Genomic DNA, 18,967 nt, shown 5'->3' with positions numbered 1-18,967 from the left:
GACTCAGTGTGCCGAACCGGTGGTGCCGAGCACCATCCACGCCGTCCCTCGCTGACGTCGCCACAAAGTCGTGAGCCGCGCGGCGATGAATCCTCCGTAGGCGACCCACAGCCACGTGAAGCCGGCATCGGCCCAGCCCACGGCGAGCACCAACGGGGCATATGCCGCGAGGACGAGCAGGCCGGCCTTGGCCAGATAGGCGCCGTCGCCGGCACCGATCAGCACACCGTCCAGCACGAAGACGATGGCCGAGAGTGGCTGGATCGCCGCGACCACGAGCAGCGCGGGGACGAGTGCGTCGCGCACTGCCGGGTCGGCGGTGAACAGCTGCGGCAGCCACGGCGCGCTGATGGCGAGCACGATCGCGGCCACGACCCCCGTGGCAATGCCCCAGCCGATCATCCGGCTTGTGAGCGCGCGGGTGCCCGCCGCGTCGCCTGCCCCCAGGGTGCGCCCAGTGAGCGTCTGGCCAGCGATCGCGATGGCATCGAGCCCGAAGGCGAGGAAGGTCACCAGCGACATCGCGACCTGGTTGGCGGCGAGTGGGATGTCGCCGAGGTCGGCGGCCACGAGAGTCGCGAGGACGAGCGAAGCGCGCAAGGTCAACGTGCGCACGATCAAGGGGACCCCCTGACGGGCGGAGTCGACGATCTCGGCGAGGCGTGGCCGCGTCGATGCGCGCACGCGGCGTGACCGGCGTACGACGACCGTGACCAGCCAGACCGCGGCGAACCATTGAGCCAGAACCGTGCCGGCCGCAGCCCCGCGGATGCCCCAGTCGAACGCATAGACGAACGTCAGGTTGAGCACGACGGTGAGGATGCTGGCGGCGATCGTGGCGATCAGCGGAGTCCGGAGGTCGAGCACACCCCGCATGGCGCCGGTCGCTGCCAGGATCAGCAGCATCGCGGGCAGTGCCAACGACGAGATGAGCAGATACTCGTGCGCGAAGCCCGCGACACGGGCCGAGCTCGACAGAGAGTCCGCGAGCAGGCCGCTGGTGCCCGCAATGAGCGCACCGAGGCCGACACCGAGGCCGGCTGCGAGCCACAGACTGCTCACCGCGAGGTCGAGTGCGGTCCGCTCGTCGCCGGCGCCGTGATGGCGGGCCACGATCGCGGTGCTCCCGTACGCCAGGAAGATGCACAGGCCGACGGCGGTCCCGAGCACGACCGACGCGGCGGCGAGACCCCCCAGCTGGGGCGTTCCCAGACGGCCCACGATCGCGGTGTCGGCCAGCAACATCAGCGGCTCGGTGATCAGGGCGAAGAACGCCGGCACTGCGACCCGAACGATCTGCCGATCGACGTCACTCCAGGGGCGCATCGGGGCCTTCCTGACGTGACGGGAGAGTGAACTGGGGGCAGAGTGACGGGATTTGTCGACAAGTGTATGAACAGGCGGCCGTGGACGAAGAACTGGCCGAAAGTATTTTGTCTCCACACGTCCTGATACACATCGTCGCAGGTCACAGGGGCAACAGCAAAGAAGCACACACGTTTGTCCACACCTTCGTCCACGGGCTGTGCACATGGGTCGTCGGCGTTTTCCACAGCTTCTCCGGTGTTGCACACACCCCCTGTGCGGCACGGCCTTGGACCCCAGACCAGACGGGCCTACTGTGACGGGTCGGCCGCAATTTGACGGTGGTGGCGCGTAGCGTGGCGAACATGGGGAAGGGTCCAAATCTGTGAGCGTGACAGACCTCTATGAGGCAACGTCCGGGCCCGATGAGGACCCAGGCTCGGGTCGCGTTCCACCTCAGGACCTGGCTGCCGAGCAGAGCGTTCTCGGCGCCATGCTCATCAGCAAGAACGCGATCGATCCGGCCTCGGACATCCTTCAGGGCCGCGATTTCTATCGCCCCGCGCACGAGCTGATCTTCGACACGATCGTCGACCTGGCCAACCGCGGTGAGCCCGCCGATGCGATCACTGTCGCGGCAGAGCTGCATCGTCGTGGCGACGTTGGGCGCATTGGCGGCGCTCCCTATCTCCACACACTGGTCGCCGGAGTGCCGATCGCGGCAAATGTCGACTTCTATGCCGACATCGTCCGTGAGAAGGCTGTGCTCCGGCGTCTGGTGGAGGTGGGTCAACGCATCGCCCAGCTCGGCCAGGCCGGTCAGGGCGAGGTCGCCGAGATCGTCGATCGCGCGCAGGCCGAGGTCCTCGATGTCGACGGCACGAGTCAGGCCGACGACTATCGCTCGGTCGCCGATCTGATGAGTCTCACGATCGACGAGATCGAGGAGATCCAGGGACGCGACGGTCAGATGACCGGTGTCCAGTCCGGCTTCCCCGACCTGGACAAGCTGACGACCGGCTTCCGACCGGGTCAGATGATTGTCGTCGCGGCCCGTCCCGGTGTCGGCAAGTCGACCCTTGGCCTGGACTTCTGCCGGTCGGCCTCGATCCGGCACGGAGTGCCCAGCGCGATCTTCTCGCTGGAGATGACGGGAGCCGAGATCGCGATGCGCATGCTCTCGGCAGAGGCCCGCGTCAGCATCGGCCACATGCGAGGTGGAGGCATGCACCAGCGCGACTGGGATGCCATCAGCAAGGCGATGCCCCGTGTGCAGAGTGCACCCATCGTGATCGATGACAGTCCCAACATGACGATGCCCGAGATCCGGTCCAAGGCTCGGCGCATCAAGAAGCAGTACGGCCTGGGCCTCATCGTGATCGACTACCTGCAGCTCATGACATCGGGCAAGCGGGTCGAGAACCGCCAGGTCGAGGTCTCGGAGTTCTCCCGCCAAATCAAGCTTTTGGCCAAGGAGCTCGAGCTCCCGGTCGTCGCGATCAGCCAGCTCAACCGTGGCTCCGAGCAGCGCACCGACAAGACCCCCCAGCTGTCCGACCTGCGTGAGTCCGGATCGATCGAGCAGGACGCCGACATCGTGCTGTTGCTCAATCGCCCCGACGCGCACGGCGCCGGGGAGTCCGAGCGCCCGGGCGAAGCTGACATCATCATCGCCAAGAACCGTTCAGGCCCGGTCAACAAGGTTGCGGTCAGCTTCCAGGGCCACTACTCGCGCTTCACCCCGATGGCCCGCGACGCCGAACCGCCCGGCGCAGCCGCCGGCGACTTCTTTGGCTGAGCGAGACGCGGCGAAGCCATGGGATGTCGAAACTCCGTGAGCTCACACGAGCCATTTCACGGCTCGAGGCACCGTGCCGGTCACGAGACAGGCAGACGAAGGGGTGCCGCTGCCTCCCGTGCGAGTTCGCCGATCGCCGTGTCGACCCGTGGGAGGTGGCGCTCAGGGCGGGCAGCACGCGTAAGAACCGCAACGGCAACTGGGTGCTCCAGCGGATACTGGACGACCGCGACTTCATGACGGAGGCGGCCAAGGGATCCTGTCTTGCCCCATACCGTCACGTCGTCATGCGGAAACCCCGACCCGATCCGGTGTCGCCAGGCCTGATGGGCCATCGCGTCGCGCACCATCTCGTACGACTCACCCGCGCGTGACCACAAGATCCGCAGGACGGCCGTCAGCTCCTCCGCAGACCCGGCGCTGGCGAGCGCGGAATCGTATTGCGACGTGTATGAAACACGGTCAGGATCTGCGAGTACTCCTTCGGCCGCGGTCCTGCTGGGAGCGCCTGTATCTCGGATAAGAGCCCGAGTCGCTTCGGCAGAGCCCTGCCGGATCAAGGTCGCGGACAAGCCGAGTGCCTTCAGGTGAGCGTGCACTCGGTCGCGGCCGATCAGAGCCAAGATGGCGTCCCCGGCAGCGTTGTCCGAAAGGGCGAGCATGAAACGCACGAGATCGCGTTGGCTGAGGGACACGTCGTCGAGCAGCATCGCGGTCCCGGTGGGACCGGAAATGCGTTCCTTGGCGCGCAGTCTCACAGTGCTCGACGCCTGCAACTCCCCCTGCTCGACCAAATCTGCCCAGACCAACGCCAGCGGCAGTTTGTAGAGCGACGCGATCGACACCGAGACCGTGGCACCCAGACCGATTGATTCAGCGGGGCCGGTGAGCCGAGTCGCGTGAATCCACGCAGTCACGCCGGCGTCCCGTGCGATCTCCCCCAGGCCGAGCTCGGCCTCTCCGTTCTGATTCATCACGGGGTCAGGGCCTGATGAAGCGCCGCAACCACGGCGTCGTGATCAACTTCTGGACGTCGACCAGTCGCGAGCGGCACGGCGACCCGCAGACGTAGCGGTGGCAACTGCTGGTCATGACCAGCGCCGTTGAGTTCTGGAGCCAGACGACAGGCAGTGCCCGCAGCGGCCATGGCGCGACGCTGGTCGTAGTCCGGCGACTCGACAACGCGGCCACTGTGCCCCAGACGGCGTAGCGCGTCCACCAGCTGGTCATGGGCGGCCGGTTGATGGTGCCGCGGTGGAACAGCAACTGGAAGGAGATTGCTCAGGGCGCTGACGCGGTCCCCCAAGGACACCAGACGGGTGGGGATGACCAGTGCCGGTCCGCCCGATAGTCCGTCGAGAACTCCTGGGTGTCGCACGACAGCCACATCGAGCTCCCCCTCGTGCAGCAGGTCGACCAGATCAACGCTCCCAGCCAGCGTTGGCACCATGGCGAGTCCAGCCTTGACCACCACATCCACGACATGTGGAATCAAGTCTTCCAAGTCGCCCGCCAAGCCCACCCGGGCATGACGTGGAAGCTCAAGCTCGCTCGCCCGCTCAAACAGCTCGCCCTCGAGGCGCAGCAATTCGCGCGCGGCAGGCAGCAATGACTGCCCGGCCGAGGTGACTCGTACTCCCCGAGAGTCCCGGTCGAACAGACGCACGCTCAGGCGATCCTCCAGACGCTTGATCCCTTGCGACAACGGCGGTTGTGTCATTCCGATGTCGCGGGCGGCGTCACCAAAGTGCCGGGCTTCGGCCACGGCGGTGAAGAAGCGAAGATGCCGAAGGAGATCCATTGGGCGACCACGATACCCATCAAGTATCAATCCGGGTGCTTAATACTCTTTGACACCGGGTTGGCAGCGTTTCAGGATTCGGGTGTGACTACTGCAAACACCAAGCGCGAGACACGTGAGTCAAGCCAGTCTCCCCTCGAACCCGAGTGCTCGGACCCGCGTACCTAGCTCCGATGAAGACCAGAGCCCCTTCAGCCCTGCCGAATTTCATCCCCAAAGCGTTCGGAGCACGATCAGATGTCTTTGCACGAAATCCACTCATCGCTGCGCAAGGTCGTACAGCGGGAAAAGGATCACGACGGACCGTTGTCGATCGTGGGCACGATGGCGTTGCTGTCGGCTGTAGCCGGCGTGCTCCTGGCCGCGATCTTCATCCCCGGCACAGCGTTGCTCGCCTCGACCGTGAACAACCTCAGCAACGACATCGTCAACCTGCCGCTGGAGCTCAAGGACCAGCCCAGCGCCCAGACGACCCGCCTGTTGGCTTCCAATGGCGACCTCATCGCGTACTTCTACGAGGAGAACCGGCAGGACATCCCGCTGGCCAAGATCTCGCCCCTCATGCAGAACGCGATCCTCTCGATCGAGGACGCCCGGTTCTACGACCACGGCGCGCTCGACCTCAAGGGCACCCTGCGCGCGCTCGTCAACAACGCGTCCCAGGGCCAGACCCAGGGCGGATCATCGATCACGCAGCAGCTGGTCAAGCTGACCCTCGTATCGCAGGCGACGACCAAGAAGCAGCGGCTCGCGGCGATCAAGAAGTCGACGGCTCGAAAGATCCGTGAGCTCAAGCTCGCGATCGAGTACGAGGAGGACCACACCAAGAAGGAGATCCTCGAGCGCTACCTCAACCTCGCCTACTTCGGCGACAGCGCCTACGGCATCAGCGCCGCCTCGTACCACTACTTCTCGGTCAGCCCGGCCAAGCTCAACGTGCGCCAGGCCGCGACGCTGGCCGGCCTGGTCAAGAACCCCGTCGAGTACGACCCCGGGGTCTATCCCGAGAAGGCCCTCGCCCGCCGCAACACCGTCCTCGCGGTGATGGCCCGGCTCGGCAAGATCACCGAGGCCGACGCCAAGCGCCACAAGGCAGCACCACTCGGGCTCAAGATCACCAAGTTCCCCAACGGCTGCGTGTCGACCGTCGCTGAATTCTCCTGCGACTACGTCCGTCGCTACCTCCTGACCCAGGGCGCACTGGGCGCCACCGTCGAGGAGCGCCAGCGCGCACTGGAGCGTGGCGGTCTCACGATCAAGGCCAACATCGACGTCCGGATGCAGAAGGCCGCCAACAAGGCTGTCCAGGACACCGTCAAGGCCAAGGACAGCGGCGCGATCGGTGCGATCGCCATGGTCGAGCCCGGCACCGGCAAGGTGCGGTCGCTGGCCCAGTCGCGACCCATGGGGGGCAACAAGAAGAAGGGACAGTCGTTCATCAACTTCGTCGTTCCCCGGCAGTACGGCGACTCCGGTGGATTCCCGGCTGGTTCGACGTTCAAGATGTTCACGGTCGCAGCAGCCCTGCGGCAGGGCATCGATGTCGGGCAGACCTTCCGGTCGCCGGCCCGCATGATAGTCCCCGCCGGCAGCTACTTCGCGTGCAACGGCGGCGGGACGGCCGCATGGCCGGTCAAGAACTCCACGACCTCCGGCACCAAGAACCTGTACTCCGCCACGCGCGAGTCGGTGAACACCTACTTCGCCCAGCTCGAGAAGAAGGCCGGGCTGTGCAACACCGTACGAGCGGCCGAGGCGATGGGCATCACCGTGCCGGACCGCGATCACGTCGGACCGTTCACCCTCGGCGTCACCGATGTCAGCCCGCTCGACGTCGCGGCGTCTTACGCAACTCCCGCGTCCGGTGGGCTCTACTGCAAACCCCGCCCGATCGATACGATCACAGACGCCAACGGGCAGGTCATCAAGAAGTACCAGCCAGTTTGCGAGCGAGCGATGAACGAGGAACAGGCGGCCCAGATCAACGACATTCTTCGCGGTGTCCAGGAACCAGGCGGCTACGGCTATCAGAACGGGACAGGACTCACCGTTCCGTCGGCGGGCAAGACTGGCACGACCGAGGACAACATGGCCGTCTGGTACGCCGGCTACACCCCCGACGTCGCCACCGCCGCCATGATTGCCGGAGTCAAGAAGAACGGCAGCCCCGGTTCGCTGGTCAACGCCACCATCAACGGCCGTTTCCTCGACTTTGACACCGTCGGTGGCAGCTCGCTCGCCGGTCCGATGTGGGCCAAAGCCATGCAGGCGCTGGACGAGCATCTACCCGGTGCCCCATTCGACACACCGCCAGCCCGCAGGTCGCCTGTGCCTGCCGACAACCCGCATCGAAGATGAATCCCTCGGCGCCATCTGGGAGGGCGCGCAAGCGCGATCGGAGTTCGGCCGACCCTATCCCTTGACGCGCCTGGTCTCGTACGCCCACATCGCGACCTCGACGCGGTTGCGGGCGCCGAGCTTGTTCATCAGCGCGCCGACATGGGTCTTCACCGTGCTCAGGGTGATGTGCAGCTCGTCGGCGATCTCGGCGTTGGTCCGGCCGCGGGCGACGGTGATCAGCACTTCTTCCTCGCGTTCGGTGAGCGGCTCGATCGGCTGGGTCGGCGGGGAGGCTCGCTCCAGGCCAGCCAGCGTGGTGAGCAGGCGGCGGGTGATGTCGGGTGAGATGAGCGCGTCGCCGTTCGCGGCTGCGTGGATCGCCTGGACCAACAGCTCGGGCCCGGCGTCCTTGAGGAGGAATCCTCGGGCGCCGGCCTTGAGGGCGCCATGGACGTACTCGTCGAGATCGAAGGTCGTGATGACCACGATGGCCAGGGGGTTCTCGACGCCAGGGCCAGCGAGCTGGCGGGTGGCCTCGACGCCGTCGATGCCGGGCATCCGGATGTCGAAGAGGCAGACGTCGGGACGCACCTCGCGTGCCACGGCCACCGCCTCGTGACCGTCCGTTGCCTCGCCGACGACTTCGATCCCGGGCTGCGCGTTGAGGATCATGGTGAGCCCGGTGCGGACCAGGAGCTGGTCGTCGGCGACCACCACCCGGATGGTCATCGCGGCACCTCCCGCGGGAGAGTCGCCTCGACGGTCCAGCCGCCGACCGGGTCCGGCCCGGCCTGACAGGCGCCGCCGAGCAGCTTGGCTCGTTCTGCTATACCGAGCAGGCCGTAGCCCACGGTGGTCGCGGGGCGGGCTGCATCTCCGTCGTCGTGCACACGCAACCGTACGACGCCGACGTCGCCGGTGACCCCCACGGTGACCGCCGTGGCGTTCAGCGCATGCCGGATCGCGTTGGTGACCGACTCCTGACAGATTCGGTAGACCGCCACCTCCACCGGTTGCGGCAGGCCGGCGAGGTCGCCGCCGCGGTGCACCTGCACCACGGGGCTCATCCGGGTCAGCTCGTCCAGATCGCTGATGCCCCGCTGCGGCCCGAAGTCGGCTGGCTCCGCGTCGGCCTCCTCGCCGTGGCGGAGCACCCGGACCATCGTGCGCATCTCGTACAAGGTCCGCGACGCCTCCGCCTCGATCACTGCCAGCGCCTCGACCGCCGAAGCCGGGTCGGTGGCTGCCACCGCCCGCCCCGCCTGGGCCTGGATCGCTATGGCCGACACGTGGTGCGCGACGGTGTCGTGCAGCTCGCGGGCGAGCTCGCCGCGCTCGAGCGTCCGGACCTGCTGCACCTCGCGCGACCGCGCGACCGCGCGGTAGCGCATCGCGGCCCCGAGGGCGAACGCCGCGACGAGCACGGTGGTGCCTCCGATCACGTCCCCGAGGGTCTCGCTGGTCGCGAGACCTATACCGGCCGGGACGGCGACGATCGCCGTACCGACCAGCGCCTCGGGGCCGGAAGCCCAGCGGTACAAGGCGTATGGCAACAGCAGGACGCCGGCCATGGAGATGAGCCCCGCATTGGCGACGTCGTCAAGGAACATCGGGATGTGCAGCACCATCGCGCCGCCGAAGCCGACCGCGGTCGCCAGGAGTGCATGAGTACGCCGCCAGAGCAGGACCGGGATCACCAGGAGTGCGACCACGGTGGCCAAGGGGCGCGCAGGTACGTCGGCGCGGAAGATCGCCTCGCCCGCGGCCGTGACCAGCAAGGCGCCGACCAGGGCCCAGTCCCACCACACCCGCGCTGGCGGGTCCGGGGCACGGGGCTCGGCAAGGATCGAGCGGATGAAGGCGGGGAACACCTCCCCAGCCTAGAGAGCAGTGACGCTCGTCGTACGGGGCACAAGCATGAGCCGCGTCTCGTCCTTTCGGCCGAGGAGTCTCCCACGCCTTTGCCCGATGTACATCGCTCGCCGCCGGGCCACCGTGGAGGCATGTCGAATCTCCTCTACCGGCTCGGCCGGTCTGCTGCCACCCGTCCGTGGGTCGCCATCGGTGCCTGGGTCGTCCTCGCGCTCGTCGTCATCACCTCCTCCGTTGCCTTCGGGCGCGATCTCGAGGAGAGCTTCGAGGCGCCCGGCCTCGACTCCTACCAAGCTGCGGAGCTGCTCGCCGAGGCTCAGGCTGACGAGGGCGGGATCACCGCCCACGTCGTCATCGAAGCCCAGGACGCGGCGGCGCAGCTGGCGCCGGTGGAGGCCGCTCTCGAGACACTCCCGCGCGTGCTCAGGACGACCAGCAACGTCTCGCCGGACGGCTCCATCGCACTCGTGCGCGTGCAGTACCCCGCGGTCGAGCACCTCGATGCCTCCGACCTGGACAACCTCAAGGACGCCGTCGCCGACCTGCGTGACGAGTCGTCGCTGACGTTGGAGACCGGAGGCGATCTGTTCTTCGCGTTCGAGGAAGCACCCACCGGGCTCGGGGAGGTCGCGGGAATCGTCGTCGCGATGATCGTCCTGCTGATCGCCTTCGGCTCCTTCGTCGCGATGGGGCTGCCGATCGGGATGGCGCTTTTCGGTCTGGTCATCGGCGTCACCTCGATGGAGCTCGCGACGTACCTGATCGACATCCCATCATGGGCGCCGCAGCTTGCGGCCATGGTCGGGCTCGGCGTCGGTATCGACTACGCGCTCTTCCTGGTCACCCGGCACCGCGAGCACCTCGCCCTGGGGATGCCGGTCGCCGAGGCGGCCGGCCTAGCCCTGGCAACAGCAGGACAAGCGGTGATCTTCGCCGGCGGCACGGTCGTCGTGGCGATCCTCGGGTTGCTCGTCGCGGGGATTCCGTTCGTGACCGGTGGTGGGGTCGCCATCTCCGCGATGGTGCTCGTGATGGTGCTCGCTTCGGTCACCTTGCTGCCGGCGCTTCTCGGACTGGCGGGGCACCGGATCAACGGACGCCGGCGCACGCCGCACCGGCCGAGCACCGGCTGGTCCCGGTGGGGCGCTCACGTGACCCGCAACGCGACGGCGTACCTCGTCGGCGGAGTGGCTTTTATGATCGCCCTGGCCGCACCCGTTCTCGCGCTCAACCTGGGCTTCCCGGACGACGGGACCAAGCCCGAGTCGAGGACCGAACGCCGGGCCTACGACCTGATCGCCGACGGGTTCGGCCCCGGAGCCAACGGGCCGCTGGTGATCGCGGTCGACATCTCTCGGGGAGGGTCTGTCGTCACGCCGCTGACCGCGGCGATGGCAGCTGACCCGGGCATCGCCTCGGTCGGTGACCCGACCATCGATCACACCGCAGGCGTGGCGACCCTGGTGGCACAGCCGACCACGTCTCCCCAGGCCGAAGCCACCCAGGAGACCGTCGCGAGGCTCCGCAGCGAGGTCTTCCCGACGGTGCTCGACGGCACCGAGGCGACCGCCCATGTCGGCGGTCAGACTGCTACCTTCGCCGACCTCGGTGACCGGGTGCAGGAGCGGATGCTGCGCTTCGTGGCGGCCGTGCTGGTGCTGTCGTTCCTCTTGCTCACGGTGCTTTTCCGGTCGGTGCTGGTGCCGCTGAAGGCGGTCGTGATGAACCTGCTGAGCGTCGGCGCGGCATACGGCGTGCTCGTCATGGTCTTCCAATGGGGTTGGGCGGCCGGCCTGATCGGCGTGGAGTCGACGGTGCCGATCGTGTCGTTCATCCCGCTGTTCATGTTCGCGATCCTGTTCGGTCTCTCCATGGACTACGAGGTGTTCCTGCTGTCGCGGGTGCGCGAGGAGTACCGCCGCCATGGCGACAACACCCGTGCGGTCATCGCGGGTATTGCCGGCACCGGGCGCACCATCACCGCAGCCGCGCTGATCATGGTGGCGGTCTTCTCGGGCTTCGTCCTGGGCAGTGACCCGGTGGTCAAGATGATGGGAGTGGGACTGGCCACGGCGATCTTCCTCGACGCGACCGTCGTACGCCTGGTGCTCGTCCCAGCCACCATGAAACTTCTGGGCGACGCGAACTGGTGGCTGCCAGGGTGGTTGGATCGGCTGCTGCCGGAGCTGGACTCTGCGTCGGTGGAGAAGCCGGTGGAGGTAGCAGCAGGCCTACCGCCGCTGGCTTCCTAGGGTCCTCGATGGCTCACCTGCGTGACAAGCCGAAGGTCGCAACGCGGCGCCCGAGACGCGAGCCGACCTCGTCGCTGGTGCGGAAGTGGATACCGGCCCACACCCGCGCATCTTCGTTCTCGTCAACGGCCTGCTGCCACGTCGTGTAGGACCGGCGGGCACCTGGTGATCTGCCGTCGGTGATGACCAGCGGGCGTGAGGGTGCGGGTCCGAGGAAGTGGGCGAGGACCACCGCCGCGGCGGCAGCGTATGCCGTGTGGGCACTGGGGTACTCCGGGTGCCCCGGCGTGCGGATGAGCGGCTTCCAGCCGCGAATCCTCGGCGTTCTCGGGTCGCCGTCGTCGTCGACCTGCAGCGCCGTGATGGGGCGCCAGTTCAGATGGGCGTACTTCGCGTCGAACACCGCGATCTCCGCGTCGGCAGTGATGCGATGGAACGCCGACAGCAGCCGGGCGCCTTCGGCGGTGGACAGCCGCGCTGCACGCAGTGCCTGTCTGACCAGGCGCACCTGCACGTCAAGCTCGGAGCCGGCCCAGAACATCGCAACCGCGGTCTGGCCGGGGGTACGCGCAGAGCTGTTGTCACGCCCGAGCTCGCGAACCTCGGCAAGATCGCGGCGGTACGCCGACGAACCAGGTCTCGGCGGCGGCCCGGGGCGCAGCTGGTCTGCGGAGCGCAACAGGAACGGGGTCGCCTCGGGCATCCCAGCCTGCCTGGCGCCTTGAAACCGCGGGGGCGCGGGGCGCCACACGCCCGGTGAAGGGGCAGGCGCGGCGAAGGCTCGCTCGACCGACGCGCCATCCAGCCCGTCGTCTGAGCGCTCTGCCAGGACCGCGGCCGCCTCCTTCCTGCCGGCGGTCGCGCCCGCCTTGTCCGCGTCGTCGGCCAGAGCGTCGTCCAGCGCCTTGCGGCGCTCCGGCACGAGAGCTACCAATACGTCGTGCACCGCCGACGCCACGGCGGCGTCAACGTACGGGCCGTCTGTCTTGCCGGCCGTCGCGCGTTCGGCGGCCCACCAGGCCAACGCCCACGTGCGTGCCGCCACTGGATCCGGTGGAGGTCCCTGCGCTGCGACGGCGTCGTTGGTCTGCTCGTACCACGTCGACAGCACGCTCTTGTCGGCATCTTCCTGGCGGTCGCCCGTGCACGCGCCCAGCACGCCGGCGATCAGAAGGAGCGCCACGACGGGCCACAGTCTTCGCATGCGGCCCATTGTCCGTCGTACGCACAACAGGACGCGGCGAAGCTGCTCAGCTGTTCAGCTGGACGACCAGGAAGACGATGGCGAGGATCAGCAGCAGGGTGGCCGGCAGCACCCACCGGCGCCGGGGTGTCTCCTCGACGACGGCTGCGCGCATGCGTCGTGCCAGCTCGGCGGCGTCAGCGGGATCCACCCACTGAGCGTAGCGGTCGGGTGGAGCGTGGAGGTCGAATGAGCAGCGGGCTCCGCACCTGCGTCGCAGCTGGCGCTACCGACGGTGCACCGCGGATCGACTGCCGGACGGTCGCTTGGTGGTGGTGGTGTAGACACGTCGGATGCGGAACAGACCCATGGGATCAGCCATCGGTGCCATCGCCGGCCTGGCGTTCGTGCTCATCAACGCCGGGAACGTTCCCGCACCGCTCCTGTGGTGCCTCGTGGCCTCGAGCGGATTCATCGCCATCCTCTGGTTCGTCGTTCTCCGTGGGCCCGAGGTAGCTCAGGTGTCGCCAAGCCGCTCGGCGGTGCGAACATACGGGATCTCGGTAGCGGTGATGGTCGTCGCCATCCCGCTGGGTGCTTCCGTCATCACCAACGCTCTGGACAGGCCGAACGCTGTCCTCGCCTGGGTGGTGTTCGTGGTGGGAGTGCACTTCCTGCCCTTCGCGCACGAGTTTCATCTACCGGTCTTTCGCTGGCTGTCGGCGAGCTTGGTCGTTGTCTCCTTGGTGGGGGCGGTGCTCGCGCTGAGCTCTGACGGCGCTGTCGCGGCTGGCTGGACCGGGGTAGCCGCAGGGTTTACTCTCCTGCTCTTCTCCGCAGTCGGACCGAGCCTGGCTCGGGAGACCACGGCGCCCTCTACCTGACGGTCCGCCGGCGACGACTGATGATCAGGGACGGAAGGTCGCGCGGTATTGCGTCGGGGTACGACCGGTGAGGTCGCGGAACGTGGCGTTGAACGCTGAGAGGGAGGTGTACCCGACCGCGTGCGCGATGGTGGTGACGGAGTCTGCGCTCGTAGCCAGCTTTTCGATCGCGCGCAGCACTCGCATTCGGCGCACCACCGCGCGCCAGGTCATCCCGCACTCGTCCTCGAAGCGTCGGGCCAGGGACCGCGGCGACAGCCCCACCTCGTAGGCGACATCCTCGAAGCCGATCCCCTCTGCCAGCCTGTCGCTGGTCACCGCCAGGGCTCGACGAAGCTCCGGAGACTGACCGGCCGGGACGGTGACCGGGTTGGGGTGCTGCGCCAGTCGCCACGTCACAGCCGCCAGAGCAGCGAACATGCTGTGCGCGTACGGAGGGAGTGGAGCCTCAGCATCAGGCCAGGCGACGCACTCTGACACCAGCGCCCGGGCCAACGGGTTGAGGTCGAACACGGACAGCGGCGCGGATGGCTCCGGTGCGAAGCCTGGGTCGAACAGCACCGAGGAGGTGGTGACTGGCTGCGGGATGGCTACCTGGATCACCTCGTTGGCAGCAATCAGCGCTGCCCGTGCGGGAGGCAGCACCCATGACTGGCCGTGCGCTTCCAGCCGCAGCGCTCCCTGCGAGGCACACAGCAGGTAGTGCCGGTCGACGCACAGCTCAGACGGCGGGGCAGCCGGGAGATCCCGCGCGAAGGCGAAGGCCTCGCGCCTCACGGACTACCTCGCACCCGTTCACCCTAATGGGAGCGCACCGGTCTCCATTTGCGGCAGTCTGGTGTCCGAGCCGCCATCGGGTGAGCACTGCAGGTTCCAGGCCCATTGAGGTCTAGGTCTAGATCGTGTCCCTGTTGGTTGGTGAGGAGGTCGCAGGGCTGGTGGGATGTCGTGCCCGTCACTGCGCGTGAGCACTGATCCATTAGGTTGCCTTGATCTTCTCCGCAGGCTCAGTCGGATTCGGCGGAAGGAGAAGGATGATGTTGTTCATCGGTGATGACTGGGCCGAGGCCCATCACGACATCGAGATCGAGGACGAGCAAGGCAAGGTTTTGGCCAGGAGACGTCTGCCCGAGGGGGTCGCTGGGATCGCGAAGCTGCACGAACTGGTCGCCGATCAACTCGACGATCGTGACGAACCGGACCGGGTGTTGGTCGGGATCGAGACCGACCGTGGTCCGTGGGTCCAGGCGTTGATCGCGGCTGGCTATGTGGTTTATCCGATCAACCCTCTGCAGGCAGCCCGCTATCGCGAACGCCATGGCACTTCGGGAGCAAAGTCGGACCCTGGTGATGCCCACGTTCTTGCTGAGCTCGTCCGGCTGGATCGTGACCATCACCGCCCTGTTGCCGGTGACACCGCGATCGCGGAGCAGGTCAAGATTGCCGCCCGGGCGCACCAGACAATGATCTGGACCAGGCAACGCACGGTGAACACGCTGCGCTCGATGCTGCGCGAGTTCTACCCAGCCGCACTGGTCACGTTTGAGAATCTCGCCGACAGGGACGCCCTGGCGGTTCTGGCGGCGGCACCGAGCCCGGAGCAAGGTGCCCGGCTCTCCGCGGCGAAGATCCAGACTCTGCTGCGCAAGGCGGGCCGGCAACGCAACCTGGCCACCCGGGCCGACCAGATCGTCACCGCGCTGCGTTCTGAGCAATTGCCTGCCCGGCCCGGCGTGGGTGACGCCTATGCGGCGAGCGTGTCGGCTTTGGTTGCGGTGATCACCGAAATGGTCACCCAAACGGCAGTTCTGGAGGAACAGGTGAAGGCGGGTTTTGGCCAGCACCCGGACGCTGAGATCTACCTGAGCCAACCCGGCCTCGGAGTGACCCTCGGAGCCCGGGTGCTCGCCGAGTTCGGTGACGATCCCGGCCGCTATGTCGATGCCCGGGGACGGAAAAACTACTCTGGCATGTCGCCGATCACCCGAGCATCGGGAACCAAACGCGTCGTGCTGGCCCGCTACGCCCGCAACAAACGACTGGCCGACGCGCTTTATCAGCAAGCCTTCTCAGCCTTAGGCTCATCGCCCGGGGCCCGCGCGCTCTACGACCGACATCGCGACCGCGGAGCAACCCACCACCAAGCGCTCCGCGCCCTCGCGAACCGCCTCGTCGGCATCCTCCACGGCTGCCTGACCCACCACACCAGCTACGACGAGACCATCGCCTGGCCCACCGCCGAACCAATCGCCGCTTGACGTCTTCCACCCGTGGGATGTCTAGACCGCGGTTTGGCTCAGACCGTCTCGAGAAGATCGGCGTGGAACCGGCGGCTCACCGGCGGGGCGGTCATCAACGGGCGAATCATCTCACCAGAGCGGGCAAACGCTTCAGATGACAGGTACGCGGCGAACGACGGCTCGTCGACCCATTCGTGGATGACAGCGACAGCCCCGTCGTCGTCGCGAGCGGCGTACACCCGAAAGTCGAGGTTGCCGGCCATGGCAAGGATCTCGTTGCGCTCGCTGTCGAGCTGGGCCAGAGCGGCGGCCCGGTCAGTCGAAGCGGTACGCAGGTCGAGGACGGCGATGAACATGGATTCTCCAAAGAAATGAGGCGATCTCGTTGACGGACCATGCGATCGTTCCACCCGGGCGGCTGTCCGGCTCGCGTCAGTCAGACACGTTCACGCTCTCAGCGGACAACCCCGGGCGCTCGCCGTAGTGGCGCGCTAGGCTCGCCGGCCATGGGACTGCTCACCTTCAGCATCAACGTCACGGTGGACGGTTGCGTCGACCACCAGGTGGGGATCGCCGACGACGAGACGCACGCCTTCTTCACCCGCCTCCTGGACGAGAGCGGGGCGATGCTGTGGGGCCGCGTCACCTACGAAATGATGGAGAGCCACTGGCCGGCCGTCGCCCGCGGTGACGTGGAGGCGCCGCCGTCCATGCGTGAGTGGGCGGCCAAGCTGGAGGCTCAACCCAAGTACGTGGTGTCGTCAACGCGCACGGACTTCCCGTGGACCAACAGCCACCACATCACCGGCGATCTGCGCGAGGGCGTGCGGAAGCTCAAGGACGCGACGCCGGACGGGGTCCTGATCGGAAGCGGCAAGCTCGCGACCGGGCTCGACCGCCTGGACCTGATCGACGAGTACAAGCTGCTTGTTCATCCCATGATCGCCGGCCACGGCCCGTCGCTGTATCAGGGCGGGCTGCCCGCCACTCGCCGGCTCGAGCTGCTCTCGGCGGAGCCGCTGAGCAACGGCGTGATGTCGATGCACTACCGCCGCGCGCGCTGATCACCGAAGTCCACTACTTCCGCTATCCACGCCTTCGCGGATGAGCCGGAAGGTCAGACAGCCTCGGCTGTTGCGGTGAGACGGTCGAGTGAGGCCCGAAGCCTATGTTGACTGGTCGCTCGAGCACGAGCGACTCGTTTTTCATCCTTCAACTGGGACCAGTCATACGTGTGGGTGACACGGGTCCGCGACGAGTCGATCGGCGTGAGCTCCCACCGCCACAGGTGCCCTGGCGGCTCGTGTCCCGGCTCGGCGGGTCTCCATGCAATGAGCCGGCCCTCATCGAACTCGACCACATGATTCTCTCGAACGGCGCCGTCCCCGGTGAGGGTCATCGTGAACACGTCGCCAACGTGGTGGACTCGCTGCCCGGCCTCGGCCTCAGCAAGGTTGTCGTTGCCGTCCCAACGTGGCTGTCGTGCTGGATCGGCGATGAGCTCAAATATCAGCTCGGCGTCGGCCGCGATCTCCCGACTGGCGCTCACTACGCGCGGGCTTTCCCCGTCATCGTTCATGCCCAACATCCAAGCACCAAGCGAGGGTCAATGCGTGGTTGACCTCAATAGACGGATGGTACTAGTCTGATCAGCACCATGCACTGGACAATTGACCATACATCGCCCTCGCGACTGCAAGATCAGATCGCGCGTTGCGTCCGGCGCGGCGTGTCGTCAAGAGAACTAGTAGTCGGCGAACAACTGCCGCCCGCCTCCGAGCTCGCAGTTGCGCTCTCGGTTGACCGCAACACCGTGCTCGCTGCCTTTCGTCAGCTCCGTGACGAGGGGGTTCTTGAGTTTCGGCGAGGCCGGGGAGCAAGGGTGGTTTCACCCGGCCCCGCGTGGTCACCGGTGACCGAAGCGGCCCAGGCATTCATCGCCGCCGGCCGAGAGCACGGCCTCGACAAGAACGACCTCGTTCGCATCATCAAGGAGTTGTCATGACGTCACCATCTGTCGGCGGATCAACCTGGCACCACGTCTACACCGGACGCACCACCAACTGGCCGGCGGCTGTCATCACAGTGTTGGGGGCGGCACTCCTTGTGCTCAGCGCCAGGTCCCCTGACGGAGCCTGGAACGACCTTGCGTTGCCGATCCTTCTTGTTGCCCTCTTTTCACTCGCAAGCGCTCTCACTGCCGCCAGCGTGCGGGCTGCGGTCGGCCCGAACGGCGTCACCGTTCACTGGGGCTTGGTCGGCTGGCCGCGATTCAACTACCGCCTCGACCAGATCGAGCATTCCGAAGTGGTCGAGCTGCCCTGGTGGCGGGTCGTGTATGGAATCTGGTGGACACCGAAGCGGACGTCCTGCACGGTTCGCAGCGGCCCGACCCTGCGGCTCATTCTCTTCAACGGCCGGATCGTCACCATAACGGTGCCGGAACCAGCAGCCGCGCTCGCTGCGCTGCAATTGGTGTCGAGCGAATCAGCCTAGTGACCAAGCACCATCATGCGGCAACAGTCGACGGCATCCTGGATCAAATCTCGTGGCCCGACCGGGCTTCATAAGCGGCCCGCGAGCAACAATCGATGTCACGCACACTTGCCTGTCACCGACCCACGCGGGCCCGCGATCCAATCGCCGCATGCCGTCAGCTGGGCCCGAGCACGCGCCTCACGCGCACCTACCTCAACGACTGAGACTCATTCGCGCGGCCAGTCTCGTCCGGCCGCTCGTACGACTCAGGTGGATTGCCTTCGATGTCCGCGGGCCCAAACTCCTTCGGATCAGTGACCCACACAAACCGGTCGGCATCTGGTTCAGGCGTCGCTTCACTCATGATCGTGCTCCCTCGTCACGGGCGCGCCCTCACGCGCCGTCCGAGCATTCGTACCCAAGACTCGCCGGCCTAGTCGTCGCCCTACGGCGAACCGACAATCCGAAGCGGTGAAACGTAGCGGTGGATGTCGAGAACGCGCGCGCGGCGCCGTCCCCGGAGTGAACACGGCCACAATGGGCCGTACCGCGACAAGGAGAACCATGATGGCCAAGTACCTATTGCTCAAGCACTACCGGGGCGCGCCGGCACCTGTCAACGACGTGCCGATGGACCAGTGGGAGCCTGACGAAGTTTCGGCCCACGTGCAATACATGAACGACTTCGCTGATCGACTTGAGGGCACCGGCGAGTTCGTCGACAGTCAGGCGCTCTCTTCGGAGGGCACATTCGTTCGGTACGACGGCGAGGGGCGGCCGCCGGTCACCGACGGCCCGTTCGCGGAGACCAAGG

At 66.9% G+C, this 18,967-nt stretch carries 18 protein-coding genes and 1 pseudogene; 9 read left to right on the top strand and 10 right to left on the bottom strand.

The annotated features are described in order from the left end of the window. Window positions 1–3: 3 nt before the first annotated feature. Complete coding sequence (locus WKF39_RS15875) at window positions 4–1,326, bottom strand: MATE family efflux transporter (protein ID WP_340390184.1); 1,323 nt, start codon at window positions 1,324–1,326, stop codon at window positions 4–6. Between the two features lie 364 nt (window positions 1,327–1,690). Here WKF39_RS15875 and dnaB point away from each other — a divergent pair, with 364 nt between their 5' ends. Beyond that, on the top strand, window positions 1,691–3,103 hold the full coding sequence (gene dnaB, locus WKF39_RS15870) for a replicative DNA helicase (RefSeq protein ID WP_340390182.1): 1,413 nt from the start codon (window positions 1,691–1,693) through the stop codon (window positions 3,101–3,103). Window positions 3,104–3,183: 80 nt separating this feature from the next. On the opposite strand, the gene WKF39_RS15865 is transcribed toward dnaB, so the two are convergent. Together WKF39_RS15865 and WKF39_RS15860 are read right to left on the bottom strand one after the other, a co-directional pair. Beyond that, window positions 3,184–4,077 (bottom strand): serine hydrolase, encoded by an 894-nt coding sequence (locus WKF39_RS15865; RefSeq protein WP_340390180.1) that lies wholly within the window; start codon window positions 4,075–4,077, stop codon window positions 3,184–3,186. Next, a complete protein-coding gene (locus WKF39_RS15860) occupies window positions 4,077–4,904 on the bottom strand; it encodes a LysR family transcriptional regulator (protein WP_340390178.1) in 828 nt (275 codons plus the stop codon). Before WKF39_RS15860 ends, WKF39_RS15865 begins: the two co-directional genes overlap by 1 nt. A 237-nt stretch (window positions 4,905–5,141) precedes the next feature. Here WKF39_RS15860 and WKF39_RS15855 point away from each other — a divergent pair, with 237 nt between their 5' ends. Further along, a complete protein-coding gene (locus tag WKF39_RS15855) occupies window positions 5,142–7,262 on the top strand; it encodes a transglycosylase domain-containing protein (RefSeq protein ID WP_340390176.1) in 2,121 nt (706 codons plus the stop codon). A 54-nt stretch (window positions 7,263–7,316) separates the two neighbouring features. Here WKF39_RS15855 and WKF39_RS15850 read toward each other — a convergent pair whose 3' ends face one another. Both WKF39_RS15850 and WKF39_RS15845 read right to left on the bottom strand, forming a co-directional pair. Beyond that, entirely contained in the window at window positions 7,317–7,973 is a 657-nt protein-coding gene (locus tag WKF39_RS15850) for a response regulator transcription factor (protein ID WP_340390174.1), read from the bottom strand. Beyond that, window positions 7,970–9,115 carry a histidine kinase gene (locus WKF39_RS15845; RefSeq protein WP_340390172.1) on the bottom strand — a complete coding sequence of 382 codons (1,146 nt, stop codon included), beginning with the start codon at window positions 9,113–9,115 and terminating at the stop codon, window positions 7,970–7,972. The genes WKF39_RS15850 and WKF39_RS15845 overlap by 4 nt, the downstream gene beginning before the upstream one ends. A 132-nt stretch (window positions 9,116–9,247) precedes the next feature. On the opposite strand from WKF39_RS15845, the gene WKF39_RS15840 reads away from it, so the two are divergent. Continuing rightward, entirely contained in the window at window positions 9,248–11,368 is a 2,121-nt protein-coding gene (locus tag WKF39_RS15840) for an MMPL family transporter (protein WP_340390169.1), read from the top strand. Window positions 11,369–11,381: 13 nt separating this feature from the next. Here WKF39_RS15840 and WKF39_RS15835 read toward each other — a convergent pair whose 3' ends face one another. Together WKF39_RS15835 and WKF39_RS15830 are read right to left on the bottom strand one after the other, a co-directional pair. After that, the gene (locus WKF39_RS15835) at window positions 11,382–12,572 is read right to left on the bottom strand and encodes a vanadium-dependent haloperoxidase (RefSeq protein ID WP_340390167.1); all 1,191 of its coding nucleotides are present in this window, start codon (window positions 12,570–12,572) and stop codon (window positions 11,382–11,384) included. Window positions 12,573–12,618: 46 nt separating this feature from the next. Beyond that, the gene (locus WKF39_RS15830) at window positions 12,619–12,762 is read right to left on the bottom strand and encodes a hypothetical protein (RefSeq protein ID WP_340390165.1); all 144 of its coding nucleotides are present in this window, start codon (window positions 12,760–12,762) and stop codon (window positions 12,619–12,621) included. A 157-nt stretch (window positions 12,763–12,919) separates the two neighbouring features. On the opposite strand from WKF39_RS15830, the gene WKF39_RS15825 reads away from it, so the two are divergent. Then, window positions 12,920–13,435 carry a hypothetical protein gene (locus WKF39_RS15825; protein ID WP_340390163.1) on the top strand — a complete coding sequence of 172 codons (516 nt, stop codon included), beginning with the start codon at window positions 12,920–12,922 and terminating at the stop codon, window positions 13,433–13,435. A 24-nt stretch (window positions 13,436–13,459) separates the two neighbouring features. On the opposite strand, the gene WKF39_RS15820 is transcribed toward WKF39_RS15825, so the two are convergent. Continuing rightward, window positions 13,460–14,212, bottom strand: coding sequence for an AraC family transcriptional regulator (locus WKF39_RS15820; RefSeq protein ID WP_340390161.1), 753 nt, complete (start codon window positions 14,210–14,212; stop codon window positions 13,460–13,462). Between the two features lie 260 nt (window positions 14,213–14,472). On the opposite strand from WKF39_RS15820, the gene WKF39_RS15815 reads away from it, so the two are divergent. Then, the gene (locus WKF39_RS15815; RefSeq protein WP_340386547.1) at window positions 14,473–15,693 is read left to right on the top strand and encodes an IS110 family transposase; all 1,221 of its coding nucleotides are present in this window, start codon (window positions 14,473–14,475) and stop codon (window positions 15,691–15,693) included. 38 nt (window positions 15,694–15,731) lie between these two features. Here the strand turns inward: WKF39_RS15815 and WKF39_RS15810 are convergent, their stop codons facing one another. Further along, window positions 15,732–16,031 (bottom strand): antibiotic biosynthesis monooxygenase, encoded by a 300-nt coding sequence (locus WKF39_RS15810; protein ID WP_340390159.1) that lies wholly within the window; start codon window positions 16,029–16,031, stop codon window positions 15,732–15,734. A 150-nt stretch (window positions 16,032–16,181) separates the two neighbouring features. Here WKF39_RS15810 and WKF39_RS15805 point away from each other — a divergent pair, with 150 nt between their 5' ends. Further along, window positions 16,182–16,739 (top strand): dihydrofolate reductase family protein, encoded by a 558-nt coding sequence (locus WKF39_RS15805; RefSeq protein WP_340390157.1) that lies wholly within the window; start codon window positions 16,182–16,184, stop codon window positions 16,737–16,739. A gap of 53 nt (window positions 16,740–16,792) precedes the next feature. Here WKF39_RS15805 and WKF39_RS15800 read toward each other — a convergent pair whose 3' ends face one another. Continuing rightward, window positions 16,793–17,224 (bottom strand): SRPBCC family protein, encoded by a 432-nt coding sequence (locus WKF39_RS15800; RefSeq protein ID WP_340390155.1) that lies wholly within the window; start codon window positions 17,222–17,224, stop codon window positions 16,793–16,795. A gap of 333 nt (window positions 17,225–17,557) precedes the next feature. Between WKF39_RS15800 and WKF39_RS15795 the strand changes: the two genes are divergently transcribed. The 3 genes and pseudogenes from WKF39_RS15795 to WKF39_RS15785 all read left to right on the top strand — a co-directional run. After that, entirely contained in the window at window positions 17,558–17,680 is a 123-nt protein-coding gene (locus WKF39_RS15795; RefSeq protein WP_340390153.1) for a hypothetical protein, read from the top strand. A 146-nt stretch (window positions 17,681–17,826) separates the two neighbouring features. After that, window positions 17,827–18,171, top strand: a complete 345-nt coding sequence (locus tag WKF39_RS15790) for a hypothetical protein (protein ID WP_340390151.1) — start codon at window positions 17,827–17,829, stop codon at window positions 18,169–18,171. Window positions 18,172–18,720: 549 nt separating this feature from the next. Further along, window positions 18,721–18,967 (top strand): annotated as a pseudogene (locus WKF39_RS15785) (hypothetical protein); the annotation flags it as partial.

It is taken from the genome of Aeromicrobium sp., assembly GCF_037719875.1.
Lineage (GTDB): Bacteria > Actinomycetota > Actinomycetes > Propionibacteriales > Nocardioidaceae > Aeromicrobium.
The sequence above is the reverse complement of the archived record's forward strand: the minus strand, read 5'-3'. Positions and strand labels throughout refer to the sequence as shown.

Excerpts from the sequence above, each read along its gene's own strand:
- WKF39_RS15865 (WP_340390180.1), bottom strand. The coding sequence starts at position 4,077 with ATGAATCAGAACGGAGAGGCCGAGCTCGGCCTGGGGGAGATCGCACGG.
- WKF39_RS15855 (WP_340390176.1), top strand. The coding sequence starts at position 5,142 with ATGTCTTTGCACGAAATCCACTCATCGCTGCGCAAGGTCGTACAGCGG.
- WKF39_RS15835 (WP_340390167.1), bottom strand. The coding sequence starts at position 12,572 with ATGCGAAGACTGTGGCCCGTCGTGGCGCTCCTTCTGATCGCCGGCGTG.
- WKF39_RS15875 (WP_340390184.1), bottom strand. The coding sequence starts at position 1,326 with ATGCGCCCCTGGAGTGACGTCGATCGGCAGATCGTTCGGGTCGCAGTG.
- WKF39_RS15810 (WP_340390159.1), bottom strand. The coding sequence starts at position 16,031 with ATGTTCATCGCCGTCCTCGACCTGCGTACCGCTTCGACTGACCGGGCC.
- WKF39_RS15815 (WP_340386547.1), top strand. The coding sequence starts at position 14,473 with ATGTTGTTCATCGGTGATGACTGGGCCGAGGCCCATCACGACATCGAG.
- WKF39_RS15860 (WP_340390178.1), bottom strand. The coding sequence starts at position 4,904 with ATGGATCTCCTTCGGCATCTTCGCTTCTTCACCGCCGTGGCCGAAGCC.
- WKF39_RS15850 (WP_340390174.1), bottom strand. The coding sequence starts at position 7,973 with ATGACCATCCGGGTGGTGGTCGCCGACGACCAGCTCCTGGTCCGCACC.
- WKF39_RS15840 (WP_340390169.1), top strand. The coding sequence starts at position 9,248 with ATGTCGAATCTCCTCTACCGGCTCGGCCGGTCTGCTGCCACCCGTCCG.
- WKF39_RS15825 (WP_340390163.1), top strand. The coding sequence starts at position 12,920 with ATGGGATCAGCCATCGGTGCCATCGCCGGCCTGGCGTTCGTGCTCATC.
- WKF39_RS15805 (WP_340390157.1), top strand. The coding sequence starts at position 16,182 with ATGGGACTGCTCACCTTCAGCATCAACGTCACGGTGGACGGTTGCGTC.